23 protein-coding genes and 1 pseudogene are annotated in these 22,832 nt (G+C 61.3%); 14 read left to right on the plus strand and 10 right to left on the minus strand.

The genetic code is table 11. The annotated features are described in order from the left end of the window. Nucleotides 1-265: 265 nt before the first annotated feature. Nucleotides 266-346, minus strand: coding sequence for a hypothetical protein (locus DM813_RS28680; RefSeq protein WP_241653212.1), 81 nt, complete (start codon nt 344-346; stop codon nt 266-268). A 133-nt stretch (nt 347-479) separates the two neighbouring features. Then, nucleotides 480-770: pseudogene (locus tag DM813_RS17795) on the minus strand (murein L,D-transpeptidase catalytic domain-containing protein); the annotation flags it as partial. Between DM813_RS17795 and DM813_RS17800 the strand changes: the two are divergent. The 8 genes from DM813_RS17800 (at nt 755) to DM813_RS28470 (ending at nt 6,793) form a co-directional block, all read left to right on the plus strand. Then, complete coding sequence (locus tag DM813_RS17800) at nt 755-2,506, plus strand: L,D-transpeptidase family protein (protein ID WP_128324689.1); 1,752 nt, start codon at nt 755-757, stop codon at nt 2,504-2,506. The pseudogene DM813_RS17795 and the gene DM813_RS17800 overlap by 16 nt on opposite strands. A 295-nt stretch (nt 2,507-2,801) precedes the next feature. Next, nucleotides 2,802-3,029 carry a hypothetical protein gene (locus tag DM813_RS17805; protein WP_128324690.1) on the plus strand — a complete coding sequence of 76 codons (228 nt, stop codon included), beginning with the start codon at nt 2,802-2,804 and terminating at the stop codon, nt 3,027-3,029. Nucleotides 3,030-3,097: 68 nt separating this feature from the next. Then, the gene (locus tag DM813_RS17810) at nt 3,098-3,319 is read left to right on the plus strand and encodes a hypothetical protein (protein ID WP_128324691.1); all 222 of its coding nucleotides are present in this window, start codon (nt 3,098-3,100) and stop codon (nt 3,317-3,319) included. A gap of 379 nt (nt 3,320-3,698) precedes the next feature. Beyond that, nucleotides 3,699-4,442, plus strand: coding sequence for an IclR family transcriptional regulator (locus DM813_RS17815; protein WP_128324692.1), 744 nt, complete (start codon nt 3,699-3,701; stop codon nt 4,440-4,442). A 135-nt stretch (nt 4,443-4,577) separates the two neighbouring features. Beyond that, nucleotides 4,578-5,903, plus strand: coding sequence for a short-chain fatty acid transporter (locus DM813_RS17820; protein WP_128324694.1), 1,326 nt, complete (start codon nt 4,578-4,580; stop codon nt 5,901-5,903). Nucleotides 5,904-5,930: 27 nt separating this feature from the next. Continuing rightward, nucleotides 5,931-6,215, plus strand: coding sequence for a muconolactone Delta-isomerase (gene catC / locus DM813_RS17825; protein ID WP_128324695.1), 285 nt, complete (start codon nt 5,931-5,933; stop codon nt 6,213-6,215). A gap of 12 nt (nt 6,216-6,227) precedes the next feature. After that, nucleotides 6,228-6,530, plus strand: a complete 303-nt coding sequence (locus tag DM813_RS17830) for a YciI family protein (RefSeq protein ID WP_128324697.1) — start codon at nt 6,228-6,230, stop codon at nt 6,528-6,530. 122 nt (nt 6,531-6,652) lie between these two features. Next, the gene (locus DM813_RS28470) at nt 6,653-6,793 is read left to right on the plus strand and encodes a hypothetical protein (protein ID WP_164897262.1); all 141 of its coding nucleotides are present in this window, start codon (nt 6,653-6,655) and stop codon (nt 6,791-6,793) included. Nucleotides 6,794-6,814: 21 nt separating this feature from the next. Here DM813_RS28470 and DM813_RS17835 read toward each other — a convergent pair whose 3' ends face one another. From DM813_RS17835 to DM813_RS17845, 3 genes are all read right to left on the minus strand, one after another. Beyond that, the gene (locus DM813_RS17835) at nt 6,815-7,198 is read right to left on the minus strand and encodes a hypothetical protein (RefSeq protein ID WP_128324698.1); all 384 of its coding nucleotides are present in this window, start codon (nt 7,196-7,198) and stop codon (nt 6,815-6,817) included. A 72-nt stretch (nt 7,199-7,270) separates the two neighbouring features. Further along, entirely contained in the window at nt 7,271-8,248 is a 978-nt protein-coding gene (locus DM813_RS17840; protein ID WP_128324700.1) for a carbon-nitrogen hydrolase family protein, read from the minus strand. 35 nt (nt 8,249-8,283) lie between these two features. Beyond that, nucleotides 8,284-9,720 carry a purine-cytosine permease family protein gene (locus DM813_RS17845; protein ID WP_128324701.1) on the minus strand — a complete coding sequence of 479 codons (1,437 nt, stop codon included), beginning with the start codon at nt 9,718-9,720 and terminating at the stop codon, nt 8,284-8,286. 186 nt (nt 9,721-9,906) lie between these two features. On the opposite strand from DM813_RS17845, the gene DM813_RS17850 reads away from it, so the two are divergent. Further along, nucleotides 9,907-10,827, plus strand: coding sequence for a LysR family transcriptional regulator (locus DM813_RS17850; protein ID WP_128324703.1), 921 nt, complete (start codon nt 9,907-9,909; stop codon nt 10,825-10,827). A gap of 93 nt (nt 10,828-10,920) precedes the next feature. Further along, nucleotides 10,921-11,232: a DUF2513 domain-containing protein gene (locus DM813_RS17855; RefSeq protein ID WP_128324704.1), complete on the plus strand. Its 312-nt coding sequence runs from the start codon at nt 10,921-10,923 to the stop codon at nt 11,230-11,232. 94 nt (nt 11,233-11,326) lie between these two features. On the opposite strand, the gene DM813_RS17860 is transcribed toward DM813_RS17855, so the two are convergent. Further along, the gene (locus tag DM813_RS17860) at nt 11,327-12,949 is read right to left on the minus strand and encodes a methyl-accepting chemotaxis protein (RefSeq protein WP_128324705.1); all 1,623 of its coding nucleotides are present in this window, start codon (nt 12,947-12,949) and stop codon (nt 11,327-11,329) included. A 232-nt stretch (nt 12,950-13,181) separates the two neighbouring features. Here DM813_RS17860 and DM813_RS17865 point away from each other — a divergent pair, with 232 nt between their 5' ends. Next, the gene (locus tag DM813_RS17865) at nt 13,182-13,373 is read left to right on the plus strand and encodes a hypothetical protein (protein ID WP_128324706.1); all 192 of its coding nucleotides are present in this window, start codon (nt 13,182-13,184) and stop codon (nt 13,371-13,373) included. Between the two features lie 27 nt (nt 13,374-13,400). Here the strand turns inward: DM813_RS17865 and DM813_RS17870 are convergent, their stop codons facing one another. Genes DM813_RS17870 through DM813_RS17885 form a run of 4 tightly spaced genes read right to left on the minus strand, consistent with a single transcriptional unit; the run spans nt 13,401 to nt 17,642 of the window. Further along, nucleotides 13,401-13,997, minus strand: a complete 597-nt coding sequence (locus DM813_RS17870; RefSeq protein ID WP_128324707.1) for a TetR/AcrR family transcriptional regulator — start codon at nt 13,995-13,997, stop codon at nt 13,401-13,403. Then, on the minus strand, nt 13,990-15,309 hold the full coding sequence (locus tag DM813_RS17875) for a spinster family MFS transporter (protein ID WP_128324708.1): 1,320 nt from the start codon (nt 15,307-15,309) through the stop codon (nt 13,990-13,992). The genes DM813_RS17870 and DM813_RS17875 overlap by 8 nt, the downstream gene beginning before the upstream one ends. Nucleotides 15,310-15,321: 12 nt before the next feature. Then, nucleotides 15,322-16,662 (minus strand): spinster family MFS transporter, encoded by a 1,341-nt coding sequence (locus tag DM813_RS17880; RefSeq protein WP_206617399.1) that lies wholly within the window; start codon nt 16,660-16,662, stop codon nt 15,322-15,324. Further along, nucleotides 16,659-17,642 (minus strand): flavin reductase family protein, encoded by a 984-nt coding sequence (locus tag DM813_RS17885; RefSeq protein WP_128324709.1) that lies wholly within the window; start codon nt 17,640-17,642, stop codon nt 16,659-16,661. Before DM813_RS17885 ends, DM813_RS17880 begins: the two co-directional genes overlap by 4 nt. 198 nt (nt 17,643-17,840) lie before the next feature. On the opposite strand from DM813_RS17885, the gene DM813_RS17890 reads away from it, so the two are divergent. From DM813_RS17890 to DM813_RS17900, 3 genes are all read left to right on the plus strand, one after another. Then, entirely contained in the window at nt 17,841-19,277 is a 1,437-nt protein-coding gene (locus DM813_RS17890) for a coniferyl aldehyde dehydrogenase (protein ID WP_128324710.1), read from the plus strand. A 55-nt stretch (nt 19,278-19,332) separates the two neighbouring features. Then, complete coding sequence (locus DM813_RS17895; protein ID WP_128324711.1) at nt 19,333-20,985, plus strand: methyl-accepting chemotaxis protein; 1,653 nt, start codon at nt 19,333-19,335, stop codon at nt 20,983-20,985. A 108-nt stretch (nt 20,986-21,093) separates the two neighbouring features. After that, complete coding sequence (locus DM813_RS17900) at nt 21,094-22,665, plus strand: amidase (protein ID WP_128325253.1); 1,572 nt, start codon at nt 21,094-21,096, stop codon at nt 22,663-22,665. Nucleotides 22,666-22,832: the final 167 nt, after the last annotated feature.

The following is a 22,832-nucleotide window of genomic DNA, read 5'->3' on the forward strand; positions in this document are numbered from 1 at the left end:
TCGGCAGGGGCCTTTTGCTCGCCTAATCAATGGCGAGCACTCCTCCAAAGCCACCCGCTTTGCGATGTATTGGTGAGTGATGGTTGGGAGCGCTGTCAGGTGTGCAGTGAGATGCGCTCATTTGTTTTGCTGTCGCAGCGGGAACACGCATATCCATTAGCTCGCCATCAACGGCCATTTCAAGGTTGTCCGGTACTTCACAGACAATTACAGGAGTAGCGGGAACAGACCTTCCGAACTCCAGCATTGAGGGCGAGCTTAGGAGCTATATGTAACCTCGTTTGGAAAATGACACGCAACCTTCATGGCCCAGCACCACATGATCGAACATTCGGATGTTGACCATGTTCAGAGCGTTCTTGAGGGTGGTGGTGAGTATGCGATCGGCTTGGTTAGCTCCAAGTCGCCTGTGGGATGATTGTGAGCCATTATCCCGCCTGCGGCGTTGTGGACTGACCAGTGGCTGGTGGTTGGCCTGGGCCAGTGCGGTGCCAGCCAGTGACGAGTTCGTGGAACAGCAATTTGCCCTGTTTCAGATCAAATACCCACAATCGTTGTTCGGTCGAGGGCAGGGAATAATCGATCACGGCTAGCCTCTGTGCCGGAGCAGTGCCTTGAGCGCGGATACATTGGCTGGCACGAACCGCCAGGGCAATGACCTTGGCATTGGCATTCGGAGCCGCTTTGGCTAGCGCGACTTCAAGCAAATCGGCGTAGGCTGGGGGTATGAAGGCCGAGAGATTAAGGATTATCCATGGTGCAATTAACAAGGTTAATCGTCATAAGCAGTGCTTTTGTAATGGTCTTTCTGATCAACTGCACTGCGCTGGGTGAAACGTCGCAGATCGAGTCGGTATCTCCTCAAGTCAGTCCGGCCACTGCAGCGCCTGACGATATCGTTGGTCAAGCGATCCAGGCCGCGTTTGAACCCCTGGAGTCGTCATTTCCTCCCTTGATTACCTCTCGCAAGCATCAGCGTGCGGACATCAATCGCGTTGTTCTCGATTTCTATTCCCATCGTAACTATCGCGCCGCCTGGACAGACGGGCGCGATGTCACCCAGTTGCTCAAGAGCCTGAATGACACACACGCCGACGGCCTGAACCCGGCGGACTTCCGGGGCGGCGAGTTGGCCGAGGCTCAATTGTTGTTGCAGGCCTCCGCGCCGACGCCAGCGCAAACGGCGGCTTTTGATATCGCGCTGACCCGCACCTACATCACCGCGCTTCTGCAATTGCGGCGCGGCAAGGTCAACCCGTCGCGGCTGGATTTTCATTGGAACTTCGACCCGGTCGGTGTGGATCCCCGTGAAGATGTGAACAGTTTCTTTGCTGCCCTGGATGCTCACGATGTGGCCGGTGCGTTCGTCCAGGCGCCGCCGCAAGAGCCGGTTTATAGCAACATGCGTGATGCATTGGCGCAGTTGCGTCAGGTTCGTGATGCCGGCGGTTGGCCGAAAGTCGCCGAAGGACAGTCACTCAAGCCGGGGATGGACGGCGCTGTGGTCGCACAGTTGCGTGCCCGTCTGGTGGCCGGTGGTTATCTGGAACCACATAAGGGCAAGCGCAGCAATTACGACGATAAAGTCATTGCTGCGGTGAAGAAGTATCAGGCCGATCAGTATCTTGGCGTGGATGGCGTAGCTGGGGCGGCGACCCTGGCGGCGCTGAATGTGCCTGTCGAGGCACGGATTGATCAGGTCCGGGTGAACATGGAACGGGCGCGCTGGCTGCTCTACAAACTCCATGGCACTTTTGTCGTTGTCGATATCGCCGGCTACAAAGTGGCGTTTTACCGCGACGGCAAACCCATCTGGCGTTCCCGGGTGCAGGTCGGCAAGCCTGTGCGCAGCACCCCGGTGTTTCAGTCCGAGATCACCTACATTACCTTCAACCCCACCTGGACTGTGCCGCCGACGATTCTGGTCAAGGATATGCTGCCCAAGATTCAGCAGAATCCAGGTTACCTGGCGGCCAGCCGGATCAGGGTCCTTGATCGGGCTGGCAATGAACTCGATCCGGCGAACGTCGACTGGTACAACGCGCGCGGCCTCACGCTGCGCCAGGATGCCGGCCCTACCAACTCGTTAGGGCGGGTGGTCATTCGTTTCCCCAACGACTATGCGATTTTCCTGCACGACACGCCGCATCGCGAGTTGTTCGCCAAGTCCGTGCGCACCACCAGCTCCGGATGTATTCGGGTGGAGAATCCACTGCAGTTGGTCGAACTGTTGTTCAACGACCCGGTGCGCTGGAACAGCGAGGGGATTCAAAAGCAGTTGGCCAATGGCAGGACCGAGAACATCAAGCTTCCGGTCAAGATACCGGTGTTGTTGGCCTATTGGACGGTCGATTTGAGCCCCGAGGGGCGGGTGACGTTCAAGCCCGACATTTATGGCTACGACACGCCGCTATTGCGGCAGTTGAATTCGCCTTCAAAACTGCCCGCCTTGGCGTTGCCGCAGGCAGAAACGACTATGGTGGTCACAGGGCAAACCCAGTTGTAGACAGCGCGTGAGCAACCAGGAATTGCGGCGCCCAACGATTGGAGCATGTCTTGTGGGCCTTCTTCTGCGTCACGCTCAATGTCGTCCTTCCTCATCACCAGTACGTCCGCTGGACGCTGGCCCGTCAGATACGCCAAATCCATGGCTACGGTCGTCTGAAATCGGACATGGCTCATCTCGCCCGCCTACCGGCAGGCTGAAATATGTGTAGGAAATGTCGGTAACTGCCGGAACGACCGGCGAATCTGGGCTTCACGTGCTTTCCTCAAGGTTCGCCTACAGAGGAACGGACTCCATGAAAGCGCTTGAGGGGATATCGAGGGTAATGAAGCTGGTGACAATGAGGGTGCTACTGGTTGTGGCCTGCGCCAACTGGCTGCTGGAAGAGCGTGGCGTGCCATGGCACCGGGCAGTGTGGGTTGTTGTCGAGTTTGCCCTTGTGGTGCTGACGGCTGCGATCATTGCCGACCTGGTGCGGTGGTGTGCGGCGAGCAAAAAACGGCAGGCTCGAGGGGAGGCTTGAGAGACTGCCAGTACGAGTGGAACCCCACAGGGTTTCAAATTCTCACTTAACGTTAGAAGGAAACTTGGATGGCAACTCCATTTGAATCAATTCAGCAACTGATCAAAACCATGAATGGGTCTTCGTCGATCTCGACTGAGATGAAGGCCGCAGCCGCAGAAGGTCTTGGCTACGCAGGGGGAGCGGACGCAAGGGCAGCGCTGATCAGAGTAATCAATGGAAGCTCTTCAATAGCGGTTGAAGTGAAGACCGCAGCCGCCAAGGCGCTGGGGCATGCGGCTAGTCGCTGAAAAGGATTCGGCTTGATAACGTTCTGGTGAACGCCGATGGGGCCAGGGTGTTACTTACCCTGGCCCTGGTGATTACTGGTTGGCGTCGTATGGGCCATCTCCGGACGTCAATCGCCATGGCGTCGCCAAAGCACTTACCGGAATGGCAACTGCCTCGAGTCCGTCACCAGCACGGGTTGAACAAAACCTTCGATATCACCCTCCAGCCACGCCTCTGAGTCGTTTAGCTTTTTGTATTTCAACCGCATGTTGACGGATTTGGACACGTCTATGAAGGCCGCATTTCGCTCCGGCCCATACGCTCTCACCTACACCGATTCCGTGCGATTATCGGTCACCGTCCCTTCTCTTAAATTATCGATATGGTGATAATTCTGTCATGGATGTGAAAACAGCAGCCCGTGTATTCGAAGTGATCAACTTGTTTGCCGAAGTCCGGCAGCCGATGACCTACAGCGAAATTGCACGCCGAACCGAGATTCCCCTGTCCAGTTGCCATGCGCTGCTGCAGACCATGGTGGCCAAGGGTTTCCTTTATGCCCCGGGGGTCAAGGCTGGCTATTACCCGACTCAGCGCCTGTTACATGTTGCCCGCGATATCTGCAGCCAGGACCCGCTGGCCCTGGTGTTCCAGCCGCTGCTGGCGGGCCTGCGCGATGCCACTGGCGAGACCGCCGCACTGGCGACGCTGGCGGGCAATCGGGTGGTGTACCTGGAGGTGGTCGAGTCACGGCAGAAGATCCGCTACAGCGACGAGCCGGGTGGCTTTATGTACGTACACGTCAGCGCCGCTGGCAAGGCGCTGCTGGGGGCGTTGAGCGTCAAGGCGCGCCGGCGCCTGCTCGACAGCTGTGAACCCCTGCCGTTGTCGACCGACGGTTCGGCCACCGAACGTAACGCTCTGGAACAGGAGATCGAGCAGGGCCTCGAGGACGGCTGGCACCGTTCTACGGGGGAGAACGTGGAGGATGTGGCGGCAGTAGCCCGCGGCTTCCTGATCAATGGCGAGCCTTTCGCGTTGGTCATCGCCGGCCCCAAGGCCCGGCTGCTGAAACATGAACACAGCACCGTCGAGGCACTGCTGGAAACCTATAAGCAAATCCCCGCATCACTGCTTGGCTGAACGTCCCTGGTGGATGTAGGCGGGTGGAGCGGGGTTTAAAAGCAGCGTGCCTGAAGGCGCCGGTAACACCGGCGCAAAGGGTTCAATTGCAAGCATCTCGTATCCAACACCTACTACAACAACAGAGATTCATCCATGCAAAAGATCACCAACTTCTTCACCGAGCTGATGCGTCGGTATCTGCCCGATCCTTTTGTCTTTGCCATTGGCCTGACCCTGCTCACCATGCTCCTGGCTGTCGTCGTACAGAACCAGGCGATTACAGCGTTGACCACCAGTTGGGGCTCGGGATTCTGGGCATTGCTGGCGTTCACTACGCAGATGGCGGTGATTCTCGCGATGGGTTACGTGTTGGCAACTGCACCGCTGACCGAGCGCTTGCTCGATCGCCTGGTGGTGCGCGTCAGCGATCCGCGCATGGCGATCATCGTCGCCACCCTGGTAGGCGGCATCGGTAGCTACCTGAACTGGGGTTTTGGCCTGGTGGTGGGCGGCGTCGTCGCGCGCAAACTCGCGCTGCATGTCAAAGGCGTGCATTACCCGCTGATCATCGCTTCGGCCTACAGTGGCTTCACCCTGTATGGCCTGGGGCTGTCGGCAAGTATCCCGGTGCTGATCTCCACCAAGGGCCATCCGATGCAAGATCAGATGGGGGTGATTCCACTGTCGGAAACCATCTTCTCGCCGGCCATGCTGCTGACCAGCCTGGTGGTCATCGTCACCCTGCCGCTGCTCAATGCGTGGCTGCACCCCAAGGCAGGCCAGCCGGTCAAGGAACTCGAACGCAACGAATCGGTGGAGAAGCAACCCGCGCCGGTGTTGGACATCGATGAAGACAACACCTTTGCCAGCCGTTTGAACAACAGCCGTCTGCTGAGCTACCTGATCGGCCTGATCGGCATGGGTTACGTGGGGTTGCACTTCTATGAGGGCGGCTCGGTCGACCTTAACCTGATCAACTTCTTCATCCTGTTCCTGGGCATCATCCTGCTCGGCACGCCGATCCAGTACGTCGAGAAGCTCAACGAAGGTATTCGCACCATCGGCGGCATCATCCTGCAGTACCCTTTCTATGCCGGAATCATGGCGATCATGGCCGGCTCGGGACTGGTGAATACGTTCTCCCATGCGTTCACCCAGGTGGCCACGCCTGAGACCTTGCCGTTCTGGGGGCTACTGAGTTCCTTTGTAATCAACTTCTTCGCGCCCTCCGGTGGTGGCCACTGGATGGTGCAGGGGCCCTTCATGGTCGAGGCAGCCAAGACCCTGGGTGCCTCCGTCAGCCACACCTCAATGGCGGTCATGCTTGGCAACGCCTGGAACGACCTGGTCCAGCCATTCTGGATCCTGCCGGCGTTGGCGCTTTCCAAGCTCAAGCTCAAGGACATCATGGGCTACACCGTGATCATGATGATCTGGGTCGGCCTGGTTTATGCGATCGCCATTCTTGCCTGGGCCTGAGCCCGGCTTTCTTCCAAGGAGAAACTCATGCTGTTTCTGGTTCACATGCAAGTGCGGATTCCGCCTGACGCCGACAAGGCTTTCACCGATGCGCTCAAGGCCGAGGAGAAAGCGTTCTCGCAGCAGCTCCAGCGCGACGGCAAATGGCGGCACCTGTGGCGGGTGGCCGGTGAGTATGCGAACTACAGCGTGTTCGACGTCGGCTCCAACGACGAACTGCATGAGGTGCTCAGCGCGTTGCCGCTGTTCCCGTACATGCAGATCAGCGTGACGCCCCTGGCTCAGCACCCATCCGCCATCGCGACCAATTGAGGCACAGTTGTCATGCCCTTTCTGATCGAGACCTTCGACAAGCCCGGTCATGCTCAGGTGCGCGCGCGGGAGCGCGACGTGCACCTGGCGTTCCTTGAGCGGCACAAAACGTTGTTGCTGGCCTGTGGCGCCAAGCTGAGCGACGACGGCGGCGATGCTGGCGGTGGCGTGTACATCCTTGATGTGGACAGCCGCGAAGCGGCCGAACGCTTCATCTCCCTTGACCCGTTCAGCCTGGCCGGGCTGTTCGAACGCGTGACCATCATCCGCTGGCGTAAAGCCTATCTGGATGGCCAGTGCCGCCTCGGCGGTTGATGCCACCGGCGACTGCCACCCTCGATGTTGCTGATTTTCAGGCGCCATCCATCGGTTGGGGTGGCGGACTGAGGCGTGGTTCGGTAAGGTCCGCGCTTTTTTTTGATGGGCAGGAGCGCCAGATGAGCAGCAGAACACTTTCGGTAATTTTCGGTCTGGCCTTGACAGCCGCATCCACCGCCGCCGCGTACTGCGCGTACGAAACCAGCCAGATCGTGCTGAAGACGTACTACATCGGTTTTGAAGCGCCGCAGCAGATCTGATTGCAGCCGCAGGGCAGATGATCAATCACCAATAAAGACTACAGCCGCCGCAATCAACCCCGTGGTCAACGAAACAAACGAGACAAACGAAACCAGCTGAAACCCCTTGGTGCTATGCACCTTGTTGGAAAACGCCATCGGCACGAAAGTCAGTGGGTTGATCACGCCACCGAACATCACCAGCGCTGCAACCCAGCCCGGTAGCTGCGGAACGGCCAGTGCGGTGACAGCCATCATCGTCCCCATGATGATCCAGTCCAGATGCGCCTGGCGCAGCCGCATGGGGTTGATAACGCCTATGGCGCGAAGCATCGCAGGATAGTCAACAGCGGCGAGCACTGCGAAGCCGGAGAGTGCACCCAGTGCAATGGACAGCAAAGCGGTAGCCAAAAGTACATGCGTCATGCGCTAAACCTAGGTAATGCCCGGGTGGCGCCGTGCAGCGTCATCCGGCAATAGCGATTGAAAAAGGTGGGTTCAAGCGTCGCAAAGGCTCAGGCCGGTGCGCGGGCGCCGATCAACCGATAGCTCGAAGATGTCCGGGCGCAAGTAGTGCCCGGCGACATCAAGGTCATGGCGCTGGGCGTCGATCTGCGTCAGGTCGATTTTCGCCAGCACAATGCCCGGCTCACCGAATAGCGGGCCGGCTATCCAGGCACCGTCAGGCCCGATCACGCCGGAGCCACCATTGAACAGCAGCCCCGCTTCAGGCACCTCGCGCCCGACACCACGGCTGTAGGCGTGCAACAACTCAGCAGGCACATCGTCGGTTGCAAGGTACTGGCCGGCACAGAGCACAAAACAGCGGCCTTCAAAAGCGTATGAGCGGGCGGCGATATGGTGCATTTCCGGCATGTCTGGCCAGGCGGCCACGTGAATCTGCTCGTCTTGAGCGTGCAATGCCTGGCGTGCCAGTGGATGCCAGTGCTCCCAGCACACCAGTCCCCCCACGCGGCCAACGTCGGTGTCGACCACCCTCAACCCGGCGGCATCACCGCTGGCCCAGACCGTACGCTCGGTATGAGTGGGGGTGAGCTTGCGATGCACATTCAGGATGACCCCATCGGGGCCGATGGTCACCAGCGAGTTGTATAACGAGCCCGCATGCGGTCGGGCGCGTTCGTTCATGCCCATTACTACCGTAACTTCGTTGCTGCGTGCAGCTTCGCGCAACACTGCCAGGTCATCGTCCATGGCATCGGGTCGTCCGATCGCCGGGCTGTCTGCCAGCAGCTTCGCATACCAGCTTTTTGCCTGGGCATCGTCCCACCCTGCCATGCCAAATACCCAGGCGGGGTAGCAGCTGAGCCAGGTCTCAGGAAACACCACCAGTTGTGCTCCCATAAGCGCGGCGTCGCGAATGTGCTCGGCTGCGCGACGCAGTGATTCGGCACAATCGAGAACGGCCGGAGGCATTTGCACGATGGCGACAGTTTTTTCGCTATTGCTGGTCATTCCAGTACCCTGTTTTTTATGATTGTTTGATGTTGTTAGCCAGAAACTTTTTCCAGCACCCTCTGGCTTTGGCCTTGCGCGGACATTTCCGCCGAGCGCTCAAGGTTGCGTGCCAGCAGGTAGTACAAGCCGCCGGAAATCAGCAGCCCGGGAATGAATGCGATATCTGCGCCGCCGAGGGCCTCGGCCGCGGGTCCGACAAAAAACGGGATGGAGAAGAATGGAATCATCGCAACAAAACCGACGATATAAGCGAGCACGCCACGCCAGGCCCAACGGCCATACACGCCGTGCGGATTGAAAATATCGGCGATGGCGTACTCGCCCTTGCGGACCGCATAAAAGTCGACGAGGTTGACGGCTGTCCACGGGATCAGGAAGTACAGCATCAGCAGTACAAAGCCATTGAAGCTGGCCATGTAGGCAGCGGGTAATGCCAGGGCAATGCACAGCGACACTACACCGACAATGGCCAGTCCTGTCACCCGCAGGCGGATGGTTGGGCGCACTGGACGGAAGCCATCCACTGCACTGATGCCGGTCAGCATCGCGCCATAGCTATTGATCCCGGTCACCGACAGTTGCGCGATCGCCCCTACCAGTACGACAAAGGTGCCAAAGCCTTCGAACAGGTAGTTGCCGGTCTGTACCAGTGAAACAATGCCATCGGCGCCCGGTATGTAGCTGGCAAGCACCGCTCCGAGCGACATCAGCCAGGCCGCGGAGACCGCAGCGCCCAGGTAGGTCCAGCCGATCAGCTTGGCACTGGAAGCGTTCTCGGGCAGGTAGCGCGAGTAATCGGAAACATAGACGGAGTAACTGATGTTGTAGCCCGCCGCCAGCGATAGCTGCACCAGAAACGCGGTAGTACTCCAACCCGCCTCAACAGGAGTCGAGGCCGCCGCAGGCAGTGCCGTGACGGCTAGAACGCTGACGACGCCGAAGACTGCAATCAGCAGGTAAGTCAGCCAGCGCTGAACGAAGTGCAGCAGGTCATAGCCAAACACCGCGATAACGATACTTACCGTGATCAGCGTGGGGTACCAGAACCACTTCGAACCGGGCAACACCAGCTGCAGGGCCTGGGTCACCAGTATGACGCCGAAGACGATAAAGCCGACGTAAACAAAGATGGTTGCCGCAAAGGGCACAATGGCCCCACGGCTACCGAACTGTGCCCGCGACTGGATCATCTGTGGCAAGCCCATCTTCGGCCCTTGATTGGCATGCAACGCCATGAACAAAGTGCCAAATCCCGCGCCGGCGACAACGGCCAGTACACTCCACGCGATACTCAGGCTCATGCTCGGGCCGACAAAGCCGACCATCATGGTGAGAAACACAAAGTTGCCGCTGAACCAGAACGGGCCCTGGTGCCAGACCTTGCCGTGTCGTTCCTCCCGAGGCACATAGTCGATCGAGCGGGCTTCTATTGTTGGCCTGCTTGATCCGCTGCTTTCTTGAGATGCCATGCCGCACTCCGTCGAAGTTTTATTCTTTTTGTTGATGCTGCGCCGCGAGTATCGGATCAAGGAAATAGCCGGTAAATCCTCAAAGGTAGAAGCTGAGTTGCTCGAAAACGAAACTGAAACGCGTCGTTGTATTGCTGATATAAGTGCTGCCCATACAGGGGTCGTGAATGAGTATCGGAGTTCGTCATGCTGACCAATCTCGCAGAGCTGGATCTGCGCAAACTGCGCATCTTCTGTTCGATCGTCGAAGCGGGCGGCTTTACCGCCGCGCAGGTGCGCTTGAATACCAGCCTGCCACGCTTGAGCACGTTGGTCCGTGACCTGGAAATACGACTTGGCTACTCCCTGTGCCGACGCGGCAAGGGCGGCTTTCACCTCACTGAGCAAGGCACGCAGACTTACGCAGCAGCGCAAGAGCTGTTTGCCGATATCGAGCGCTTTCACCAGCGCGTGGTGATGCTTAATGAGCAGTACCCGGAGTTCTTGCAGATTGGCACGGCAGATAACCTGCTTTCACACCCTCAGGCACCCTTGCCACTTACGCTCAACAGGTTCCGCAAAGCCTCGCCCCGCACCCGGATAGACCTGCAAGTAATGCGCGCTGATGAACTTGAGCAGGCGGTGCTTGAAGGCCGTCTGCACCTGGCAATCGGTTGCTTCAACCATCACTTGTCAGGCTTGCACTACCAACCGTTGTTCGAGGAGGAACAGAACCTGTACTGCGGGCAAGGACACCCATTCTTCGAGCGTTGTGACGAGCGACTCGGCAATGAGGAAATCGCTACGGCAGATTATGTGGATCGCGGTTACATGCTCGAAAGTCGCCGGCCGCACAACTTGCGTTTTGGCAACGCCGTGAGCGCATTTTCCATGGAAGCAATTGCCACCTTGATCGCTTCCGGCACGTGTATTGGTTATCTTCCAACACACTACGCCAACATCTGGGTCGAGCGTGGAGTATTGCGCTCGATTGCGCCTCAGCGGCTCGCGTACAGCGCGGCGTTCCATTGCATCACCCGACAAGGGCAAGCGCCAACCGTTGCGCTGGCGAAGCTGCTGGAAGCTCTTGACGCTGCGCAGCGTACGCTGCTCTTGCGCACATCTTGAGCCCGAGCGAATCCAAAGCCCCTGTGGCGGTTTTTGTTGAGCGCCTGCTGGCGTAGACTCCCCCATCCTCTACTGCACAGGCTGGGACTGCCCATGAAGCGTGACAACAAACTGGTGTTTGATGTTTTGGCGTTCATCGAATCTACGGACACAACCTATGGACCTACGCTTTCAGAGGTCCTGCAAGCGATCTGTTCGCAGCGAGGCGTGCGCGAAGGCGGCGATGCGGAAGAAGTGCTGATTGACCGTATCATCTACCACCTGGACATCCTTGAAACGGGCAATCTGGTCACGCAAAGCGCCGACGACATGTGCGACAACGATCCTGAGCAGATTTACTACCAACTGACCTGGACAGGCCACGACCAACTCGATGCACTGCGCATGGCGGGCGGCTTCCGTTGAAGGATGGTTCTCGGACATCCGAGACCGTCCTCACCCTCTCATCAGGGTCAGAGAGGGTGAGCCAAGCCAGCCACATCAGTTGTGATCGTCTGCGTTAAACCACAAACCTCATCACCAGACCGTTAAGCGAAACCGCCAGGCGAGACAGGTCCTGGCTGGCCGCGCTGGTTTGTTTCGCACCGGTAGCAGTCTGCGCCGCGAGGTCGCGGATGTTGGCGAGGTTGCCATCCACTTCCCGGGCGACCTGGGCCTGCTGCTCGGCAGCGCTGGCGATCACCAGGTTGCGCTCATTGATCTGGGTGAACGACGAAGCCATCTGGTCCAGCGCCTGGCCTGCGGCGTGGGCCACTTCGAGTGTGTCGCGCGCGTGGGTGTTGCTGCCTTTCATGGCATTCACCGCCGCCACGGTGCCTTCTTCGATGGCCATGACCAGTTGCTCGATTTCCTGGGTCGAGCGCTGGGTCCGGTGGGCAAGGCTGCGCACTTCATCGGCGACCACGGCAAAGCCACGGCCTGCCTCGCCGGCCCTGGCCGCTTCGATGGCGGCGTTGAGTGCGAGCAAGTTGGTCTGCTCGGCCACCGTGCGAATGACGTCGACGACCTGACTGATGTCGCGTACCCGGTCCGCCAGGCTTTCTACTTCACCGGCCGTTGCGGTTACGCCACTGGCCAGTTCGGCAATGGCGTCGACGGTACGCAAGACCTGCTGGCGGCCTTGCTGCGCAGTCAGGTCCGAGGTGCGGGTGGCGTCGGCAGTGGAGCTCGCGTTGCGGGCGACGTCTTCGGCGGCGCTGGTCATTTCGTTGATCGCGGTGGCCGCTTGCTCGATCTCGCCATTTTGCTGGTGTAGCCCGCGGCTGGCATCTTCGGTCACGGCACTCAACTCTTCGGCTGCCGATGCCAGCTGGTTGGACGATTCGGCGATGGCCATGATGGTGCTGCGCAGGTTGCTCTGCATGGTCGCCAAGGCGTTCATCAAGCGTGCAGGCTCATCGTTGCCAATAGCCACGACAGGGGTGGTGAGGTTGCCGGTGGCCACAGTCTCGGCCAGTTGCACCGATTGGCGCAGCGGCAGGACGATGCTGCGTATCAAGCTGACCGCTACAACGCATGACGCCAGTGCGACGAGCAACAACGCGGCGATAACGCCGCTGCGCGCACTGTTGAACACGTCGACGCTGTTGGCGGCTGCCTGATTGGCGCCACGGTTGTTCAGCTCGATCAGCTCGGCGAGTGCCTTGCTCAATTCATCTGCGCGCGGGTTCATCTCGCCGTTGATAAGGTTGCGGGCTTCATCGAGCTGATTCTTGCGCGACAAGTCGATGACGTTGACTTGCAGCGCCATATAGGCAGCTTCGGCCGCCTTGAAGCGCTCGTACAGCACCCGGTCTTCATCGAGGATGATGGTTTTCTCGTACTCCGCCATCGCCTTTCGGGTGTCGGCCTTGAGCACGTCGATCTTGCTGTAGTTCTGCTCAAGGGTTGCCGGGTCACGGCTGATCATGATGCGCAGGGTCAGGGCACGGATACGTTGTACGTTCTGCGCGCCCTGGCTCAAGACCATGACGCCGGGTAGCCAGTCATCACTTATCTGTCGCGTGCTCTCTCGCATGTCCTCCAGTTTTATCAGCGCGAATATTCCCAAGACTGCGGTTAGTGCAGTAACCAGACTGAAACCAATGGATGCACGCCAGGCGATATTGATAGTTCTGAACATATTATTCTTCTTGTGGGCGAGCGGAGGTCGTTTATAGGGTTGCCTTCGATGTGGCTGGCGACTGATTTATCTACGCGTTTTTTCTGAAATCGACTTTTCTTTCGACGTCATTTGCTTTTCTTTCCGTGACAAATCGTCGCCAGCACACAGGTTGCCGACTATCCCCGCCCACACGGAACCCCCCCGATAGAGGGGTAAAATAGGCGTGCTACCTCATCAGAAGGAGCCGCACATGGACACCGCCCCGCTGAATCAACCGTTGTCGGCGCAAGCCGTCTGGGATCAGTATTTCTGCGCTGCGTTGATTGCCGAAAGCAATCTGACCGCGCCGGTGGTAGGAGGCGCCACGCATGAAGACCGGCAGAATCTGCTGATAGAGCGGGCCAAGGCGCTCGCCGACAAGATGATGGAAAACAGAAAGTAGCCTTCGCCCAGCCTTCGTGCTGGGCGTTTACGCTTTTACATCAAGCACACGCAGGCTCATCTGCAAAAAGTGCGCTTCAAGGCGGGACGCGGTCCAGCTTGGCGAGCTGCCGCGCAACGCATCGGCGGTGCCGAGCAAGGCCATGATTGCCAGGGCGGCCGACTCGACGTCGATGTTGCCCAGGGTGCTTTTTTGTTGCCCGCGGTGCAGCAGGTTGTGCAGGCGAGACTCCAGGCTGTTGGTGCGCTGGGCCAGCCAGCCTTGTTGCTGGGCGTCGAGGTGACGGTGCTCATGTTCCAGCACTTTGGCGTCATTGGGGTGCGCCACCTGCCAGGCCAGCACAAAGCGAATCAGACCCTGCAGTTCGCCAAGAAAGGTTTTCTTGCGCGGGAGCTGCCGCCAGGCACTGTCGCGCTCCTCCAGCAGGTCCTGCAGCACCAGCAACAGCAGGTCCTGCTTGCTTGCCACATGGTGGTAGAGGCTGCCTGGGAGGATCCCCGCGCGGCTGGCCAGTTGGCGCATGGACATGGCGCCATAGCCGACCTCGGCCAGCAGCTCCTTGGCGGCGGCGATGATGAACTGTGCGCTTTCGGTGTTGTGCGCCAGGGCGCCGGCTTTAGGCATAGGCAGAGCGTCTCGAGGGGGTGGTGAGGTGCTGGTAGGTGCGCCAGAGCAAAACGATCGGGATGACGATGGTCAGGTTGATCAGTAGCAGGGCGTAACGCAGCGACTCGTCGGCCAGCATCGGCATCAGCGCATCGCTGAGCAGCCCGGTCGCCAGCGGGCCGATGCCGACCCCGAGCAAGGTCGAGACGATGGTCTGCAAGGCGACGGCGGTTGCCCGGCGGTGCGCGGGCACCAGCTGGGTCAGCAACGAAAAGCACGGCCCTACCCACCACACCGAGAAGAAGCTACCCAGCGCGCACCAGAGCATCGCGCTGGGCACCGGAACGGCGCCGACATACACGAGGATGTCGCGGGGCCAGAGCAGGTAAACGATGAGCGCGCAGTTGCCGAGCACATGGCCGATCAGCGGAATACCGATCTGCCACTGCTGGCTGCGGATTGCCAGGCGGTCGGTCAGCCAGCCGCTGAACAGGGTGCCGAGCCCGGCGCAGGTGCCACCGACCAATCCGGCAAGGATGCCGGCGTATTGCAGCGGCATGGCATGCGAGCGCACCAGGAAGCTGGCATTCCACATGGCAAAGGCGTAGGCGCTGAAGGTGGTGATGCCGCAGGCCAGCACCAGGCACCGGTAGGCCGGTTGCGCCATGAGCGCGCGCGCGCTGCCCAGCAGGCTTTGCATGGGCGGTGCAGCATGGCTGGCGGGGGGCAGGTCGAAGCGCCCGCGTACCGGGTCGCGCATGACAAAGGCGAACACCGCGCTGATCAGCAGCGAGGGCAGGGCGACGGCAAAAAACGCGCTGCGCCAGCCATACTGGTCGACCACCCAGGCGCCGACACACAGGGCAATGATGGTCGAAAAGGTCGGCGCGGCGGTGTAGCAACTGATGGCAAAGGAGCGCCGGTGCGGCGGGTAGATGTCGGCGATGATCGACATCGAGGTCGAGGTGCTCGGCGACTCGAATACGGCCACCGCCATGCGCGCGATCACCAGCATCGTGAAGCTGGTGGCCAGGCCGCAGAGCACTGTGGCCAGCGCCCATAACAGGCAGGTGACAGCGAGCAGGCGTGTGCGCGGCAGGCGGTCGGCCATACGCCCGGCCGGCAGGCCCAGCAGCACATAGACCGCCGCGAAGGCCAGGCCCGAAACCAGACCCATGGCGCTATCGCTGGCACCGAACTCGCGTTTCAGCGGTTCGATCATCACCGCGATGATCTGCCGGCCGACAAAGTTGTCGGCGTACATCATCGCCAGCACAAACAGCAGGCCATGGCTGCGCCAGCCAGTAGGTTGAGGGGGCGTACTGCGCATGGGGGCTCCCGGTCAAACGGCAGAGGGGGGCAATACAATCGCCGCGTGACGGTAGTCGGTTCTGGATGCGTGGCGCGCGGTGCGTACCAGCAACAGCATTGCACCGAGCACCGGCAGGCTCATCATCATCAATGCGTAGCGCAGCGACTCCTGGCCGTAGACCGGCACCAGCAGGTCGCTGCACAGGCCGACAACCAGCGGCCCGACACCGACGCCGAGCAACGTGCTGACGATGGTCTGCAAGGCCATGGCGCTACCCCGACGACCAGGGGCCACCAGTTGGCTGACCAGGTTGTAGGACGGTGCTACCCACCACACGGTAAAAAACGCATACAGCGCGCACCAGAGCATCGCCGTGGGGATCGGCACCGCGCCGATGCGTATTAGCACCGCGTCGGACCACAGCAGGTAAGGCACCAGCGCGCAGAGTGCGGTCACATGGCCAAGCACCGGGATGGAAACCTGCCAGTGCGGGTTACGCCGGGTCAGGCGGTCGCTCAACCAGCCGCTGAACAGCCCGCCGAATCCCGCCGAGATACCGCAGATCACGCCGACCAGCAACCCGGCGTGTTGCAGCGACAAACCATGGGAGCGCACCAGAAAGCTGGTGTTCCACATGCCGATGGCATAGGAGCTGAGCGTGGTCAGCCCGCCCGCGAGGATCAGGCAGCGATAAGCCGGCTGCGCCCAGAGTTCGCCTGCCTCGGCACGCATGCCCAGCAACGGGGAGGGCGCCTGGGCGTGAGGGGTGAGGTCCCAGCGGCCGCGTTGCGGGTCGCGCACGACAAAAGCCAGCAGGGCGCTGAACAACAAAGCAGGTGCGCCCAGGGCGATAAAGCCGCTGCGCCAGCCATAGTGCTCCACCACCCAGGCGCCGATACTCAGGCCGACGATCGAGGAAAAGGTCGGTGCACTGGTGAAGCAACTGATCGCGAATGAGCGGCGCTGTGGCGGATACAGGTCAGCGATCATCGACAGCGAAGCCGAGGTGGTCGGCGATTCACTCACCGCTACCAGCATGCGCGCAATGGCCAGCGTCAGGAAGCCGCCCGCCAGGCCGCAGGCCATGGTCGCCACGGCCCAGAGCAGGCAGGCCATGGCCAGCAGCCGGGTGCGCGGCATGCGGTCCACCAGCCGACCGGCCGGCAGGCCCATGACGGCGTATACGGCAGCGAACGCCAGGCCGGAGATCAAGCCCATGGCGGTGTCGCTGACGCCGAACTCGGATTTGATCGGCTCGATCATCACCGCGAGTATCTGCCGGCCGACAAAGTTGTCGGCGAACACCGCAGCCAGCAACAACAGCACACCGTGGCTGCGCCAACCGACGCTGGCCGCTGGCAAGGTGCTCATCGTGGGGCCCAGAGGTCCGGCAGGCCTGGGTCGCTGACCACAATCAGGCGCTTGAGCAACACTTTGAGCGCCTGGGCATCGGCGGGGCCGAGCTTGGCCGTAAGGTCTTCTTCCACGGCCTTGGCCAGCGCCAGCTGATGCAGCGACACTTCCCGGCCCTGGGCCGTGAGCACAAAGCGCAGCGCGTCGGCCGAACCTTCAATCGCCACCAGGCGCTGGTGCTCGAGGAAACGCATGCTCGCCAAGGTCACTTCGCGACCGGTGTAGGTCACGAAGGTATTGATCTCTTCAAGGCTCAGGTTGTCGCGGATGCACAGGATCGACAGGATGAAGAACGCCATTTCATCCAGTTGCTGGTTACTCAGCAGCTGCTGCAGGGCGTTCAGCACCTGATAGTGGCCGCGCCCCAACAGGTAGCCGAGCAAGTCTTCGGTGTAGCTGCACTCCGGTGGCGGCGGCGTGGTGGCCAGGCGCAGTTCGCTGCGTGGCTTGCGGGTTGCCAGGGCGTATTGGCCGCTCTGGAATGCCAGCGGTGCGCGGTCGCTGTGATCGAAGGCAAGCACTTCGCCGACAAAAATCACATGGTCGCCGCCTTCGTACTGGAACGCCGTGCGGCATTGAAAGCGTGCGGTGCAGTCCTGCAGCAGCGGCGCTTCACTGACGCCGTTGTCCAGTTGCACTTCAGAGAACTTGTCTTCGCCCTGGGTGGCGAAACGCCCCGACAGGGTTTCCTGCTCGGTGGACAGCACATGCACGTTCCAGTGCTTGCCACTGGTGAACACCGGCAGGCTGCGCGCCTTCTTCGACAGGCTCCAGAGCACCAGCGGCGGGTTGAGCGAAACCGAATTGAAACTGTTGGCCGTGATCCCCACGGGCGAGCCGTCTTCAGACTGGGTGGTAATGATCGTGACCCCGGTGGTAAAGGTGCCGAGTGCGGCACGAAAAGCCTGGGGATCGAAACTGACGTTTGGCGTTGCCATGATTGGCCTCATGGAGTGGGATTTTCGTAAGGCCAGTATTGGTCGCAACACGCCGTTAAACATCGTCTCAACGGACTAACAGATTTGGCCGAACCTCGTCCGATCGGACGAGGCGACACGGGGGGTGCAGGGCTAGTGTGGCGGCAAGCGCATCGGGCGCTTCCCGGCCATGGGGCCAGTACCTGCAAGGGGCCACGAATGAGTTCTGTCACATCATCCGTCCAAGGGCTTTCCAGCCTGCTATCCCGGCAAAAAAGCGCGTTCGCCAGCGCCGGTGCGGTAAGTGCCGATACCCGCCGCCGCCGACTCCAGCAAGTGATCGACCTGCTGGTTCGTCACCATGGCGCGTTGACCGATGCCATCGACGAGGATTTTGGCGGTCGGCCTGCCGGTTTCTCGCTGATGAATGATGTGGTGGGCGCCCTGGGCTCGCTCAAGTATGCGCGGGACCATGTGCAGGGCTGGATGCAGGACGAGCAGCGCGAACCGTTCTCGCCTTACGACCAGCTTGGCGCCAAAGCGTGGGTGATGCACCAGCCCAAGGGCACGGTGGGCATTCTCGGTACCTGGAACGCGCCACTGTTTACCCTGTTCAGCCCCTTGGCCTCGGTGCTGGCGGCGGGCAACCGGGCCATTCTCAGGCCCTCGGACGTAGTACCGCGTACCGCCGAGCTGGTGGCGCAGTTGTTTGCTGAACACATCGATCCACTGGAAATTGCCGTGGTCACCGGCGACGTCGAACTGGCCGAGGCCTTCAGCGCGCAGCCGTTCGATCACCTGGTGTACACCGGCAGTACTTCGACCGGCCGCCTGGTGATGCGCAACGCTGCACTGAACCTGGTGCCGGTAACGCTGGAGCTGGGCGGCAAGTCGCCGGTCATCGTCACTGCCAGCGCCGACCTGAAAAAGGCCGCCTTCAGTATCGCTGCGGGCAAAGCCTGCAACGGCGGGCAGATCTGCATCAACCCGGATCTGGTGTATGTGCCCAAGGCACAGCTCGAAGCGTTCCTGGACGCTCTGCGCAGCAGCTACGCCGAACTCAATCCAACGGTCGCCGGCAACCCGGATGTGGTGGCGGTGGTCAACCAGCGTCACCTTGACCGTGTCGAAGGTTACGTGCTGGATGCCCAGAATCGCGGTGCACGGGTCGAGAGCGTGCCAGAGCCGCTGGCGGTGAACGCCCAGGACCGTCGTCGTCCGTTGCGCGTGGTGGTCGACCCGGCGCCGGACAGCGTGATCATGCACGAAGAAATTTTCGGCCCGGCCGTGGTGGTGCTGACCTACGAAGACCTTGACTACGTCATCGACGACATCAATGCGCGGCCACGGCCGTTGGCCCTGTACTACTTCGGCGAAGACCTGCAACAGCAGCAGTACGTTCTCGAGCGCACGCTGTCCGGCGGGGTGACCATCAACGACGTGATGATGCACCCGGCGATGCACAACGCGCCGTTCGGCGGCATCGGCGCCTCGGGCATGGGCCATTACCACGGCCGCGAGGGGTTCCTCGAATTCAGCCACCAGCGCACCGTGTTCAAGGCACCGGCGCATGACCCGCGTCGTGAATGGGGGCTGTTGCCGCCGTATGGCGAGCATTTCCTGGCGGCCATGCTGGCCAGCGTGACAGCCGACTGACCGAGCGCGGCGCGCCTCCTGCGCGCCGCCTGCCGTACGGGACAAGCCATTGTTTATGTTCAAGACAATCACTATCGCCCAGCGCCTGTGGCTGTGGGCGCTGCTGGCCACATTGCTGTTTGTGCTGGCAGTCGGTTTTGGTGCCCACGGGTTGCAGCAGGCGCGCGATAGCCTGCGTGCCATCAACGATGACAACCTGGCGACGCTGCTGATGTTTGGCGAAGTCCAGCACCGTCTCGACGAGAGCCGGCGCCAGGTGTTGCTGGCCATCCAGCAGGATCCCGAAGGGCCGTTGGTGGCAGCGTTCGATCGCCCCGTGGAAGCCACCCTCAGCGCCATCGAAGCCAACAACCAGGCGCTGGACCAGATCTGGGGCGAGTACCGTCAACGCGCTCTGAACGGTGACGAACAGCAGGCGGCCGAGGCCTTTGACGAGCACTACCGGGCCTGGCGGGAGGAGCTGCAGATCCTGTTGGAAACCTTTCGCGCCGGCGATTTTCGACTGCCGGGAATTCTTTCATTCCTGCGCATGGCCGAACCGCAAGGCAATGCCGCAGTGCTTGAGCTGGGCAAGTTGCAGGCGATCCAGCAGGCGGCGGCCGAACACGCTTATGAGGCCGCCAAGCAACGCTATCAATCGACCTTGCTGGCGTACCTGGCCCTGGCCGTAGTCGGCGTGCTGGCAGGCAGCCTTACCGCGTTTTCCACTCTGACCCGGCTCAAGCGCGCCTTTGCCCAGGCCGGCGCCAGTGTTCGTGCGATCGCCGGCGGTGACTTGTCGCAAACCATCGCGGTCAAGGGCCACGACGAGTTTGCGCAGATGCTCAGGGACATCGCGGCGATGCGTGACAGCCTGCACGGGCTGATCTCGCAAATGCGCGTGCTGGTAACTCGGGTGAGTTCCGAGGCCGCGCACATGGCCGAATCAGCTGAGCTGGCCTCGCAGGCCACTCAGCAGCAGGCCGATGCGGTGCGCGGCATTTCCAGTGCGGTCGAGCACCTGTCGGGGTCGATCGGCGAAGTCGAAAACCACGTCGGCGTGTCACGCAGCATCACCCAGCACTCGGCGGGGCGCTCGGGCAAAAGCGAAGGCTTTATCCGCGACATGGCCCAGGAAATGAACCGCATCAGCGATGTGATCAGCGATACCGCCGTGCACATTCGCGAACTGGAAGGCTTTTCCGGCGAGATCAGCCACGTACTCAAGGTGATCCGCAACATTGCCGAGCAAACCAACCTGCTGGCCCTGAACGCCGCCATCGAGGCGGCGCGGGCCGGCGAACAGGGGCGTGGCTTTGCTGTGGTTGCCGATGAAGTGCGGATGCTTGCGCAGCGCACCGCAAGCTCGATTGGCGAAATCGACCTCACGGTGCAACGCATTCAGCAAGGCACCCTGGCGGTGGTCGACGGCATGGGCCGTGTGGTCAGCCGCGTGCGCGACGGGGTTAGCCTGGCGCATGAGGCCGGCGATTCGGTGGCGCAGATCCGCAGTGGCACCGACGACGTGATCCGCAGTGTCGATACCATCGCCACGGTGATCACCGAGCAGGTTCGGGTGACCCGCGAAATGGTTGCGCGGGTCGACAGTGTCTCGGCGGGCACCGGTGCGCTTTCGGCCAGCGCTGGGCGAAGCGCGGTTGCAGCGTCGGATCTGGAACAACTGGCGCGGGCGCTGGACCAGCTGTCGGCGCGATTCAATGTGGTTTGAAGGCCCGCTCGCGATTGCGGGCATCTGCTGAGCGACAACGCTATTCCATCACGTTCATAACAATAACTGACAGGACGCGAAACCATGCCAAGCAACGAAACCTCATTGATGACCGACGCTACTCCCGCGTCTACCAGCGCTTCGCAAACCGATTGGCCGCGGCGCAGTGTGCTCAAGGCTGGCGCCGTGGCCGTGGGGGGTGGCCTGCTCGGGCGCTTTGCCGATGCTCGCGCGGCAGGGCTGTCGGACAGCGACTATCAGGGGCTTGATGCCTGGGCCATGAGCGAGGCCATTCGCAGCGGTGAATTGCAGGCGGCCGACCTGCTGGCGGCGGCGCTGGCGCGCTGCCAGGCGGTAAACCCCAAGGTCAAAGCGGTGAACATGCTGCATGAGGACTACGCCCGCGCACTGCTGGCCCAGCGCCGCGTCGCCGGCACTGAAACCCAGGGCACATTGGCCGGCGTGCCGGTGTTGATCAAAGACCTCAACACCTACCTGCAAGGCACCTCGACCAGCAACGGTTGTCGGCTGTTCAAGGACGCTCCGCCCGCAGAGCGCACCAGCACCCTGATCAGCCGCTACGAGCGTGCCGGGGCCATCCCATTCGGCAAGACCACCAGCCCCGAGTTCGGCTTGACCACCACCACCGAATCCATGCTCTGGGGGCAGACGTGCAACCCGTGGAACCTGGCCATGAGTGCCGGCGGCTCCTCCGGTGGCTCGGCAGCGGCAGTGGCGGCCGGGATCGTCCCCGTGGCCCATGCCACCGACGGCGGCGGCTCGATCCGCATTCCCGCCTCCTATTGCGGCTTGGTCGGCCTCAAGCCCAGCCGCTACCGCACGCCGAGCGGGCCGGGGCATTTCGAGGGCAGTTTTGGTGCCAGCGTCGCCAACGTCGTCTCGCGTTCGCTGCGCGATACCGCGCTGTTTCTCGATGCGGGCCAGGGCCGTGAGCTGGGCAGTGCCTATTGGAGCCCGCCGCTGCTGCGTTCGTATGTCGAAGAACTGCAGCGCGAGCCGGGGAAGTTACGCGTCGCCGTGGTCCGCCAGTCGTTGACCGGCGCGCCACTGGAGCCGGCGATTGCCGCCACCCTGGAGCAAACCATCAAGCAATTGCTGGCGCTGGGACATGAGGTCGAAGAGCTGAAGCTGAACATCGATCCGCGCCAGCTGTTTGGCGCCCACGGCACCGTGCTCGGCACCGCCTTGCGCACTGCGATTCGCGATCGCGAGCAGGTGTTGGGCCGGGCCGCCACCGCGCAGGACCTGGAAAAAGTAACCCTGGTCAACCTGCAGCGCGCCCAGGCCACCACCGGTGAGGAGTTGTACCGCGCCCGACAGTCGTTCGAAACCGTTGGCGCGACCATGGAGCAGCAATTTGAACGCTTCGACGTGATCCTCTCGCCGGTCACCGCCAGCCTGACCCCGCAGTTGGGCCTGCTGACGCTCGACCAGCCGTGGGACAGCTATGCCCACCACGCCATGGGCAGCGCCGGCTTTACCGTGCTGGCCAACGTCAGCGGGCAACCGGCGATTTCCCTGCCGCTGGGCCAGAGCGACAACGGCTTGCCGGTGGGCATGATGTTCACCGCCCGCCTGGGCGGCGAGGACGGCCTGCTGCGCCTGGCCAGCCAACTGGAACAGGATCGCCCCTGGGTCGCCCGCCGCGCGGTGCTCTGACAGCACTTCGCTGGCTTGTTCAGCCGGTTGTTCTCGCACTGTGAACAACCGGCTTCAGGCCGCCAACCTAGTCCACTTTGACGATGAGCACCGCCAGTGCAGCCCCGATCATGGGTTGCACTCCGCCGCCGTTCCCGCAGCGTCGTCGGCGGTATTTTTCTGACCTC

The organism is Pseudomonas alkylphenolica (assembly GCF_004025535.1).
GTDB classification, from domain to species: Bacteria; Pseudomonadota; Gammaproteobacteria; order Pseudomonadales; family Pseudomonadaceae; genus Aquipseudomonas; species Aquipseudomonas alkylphenolica_A.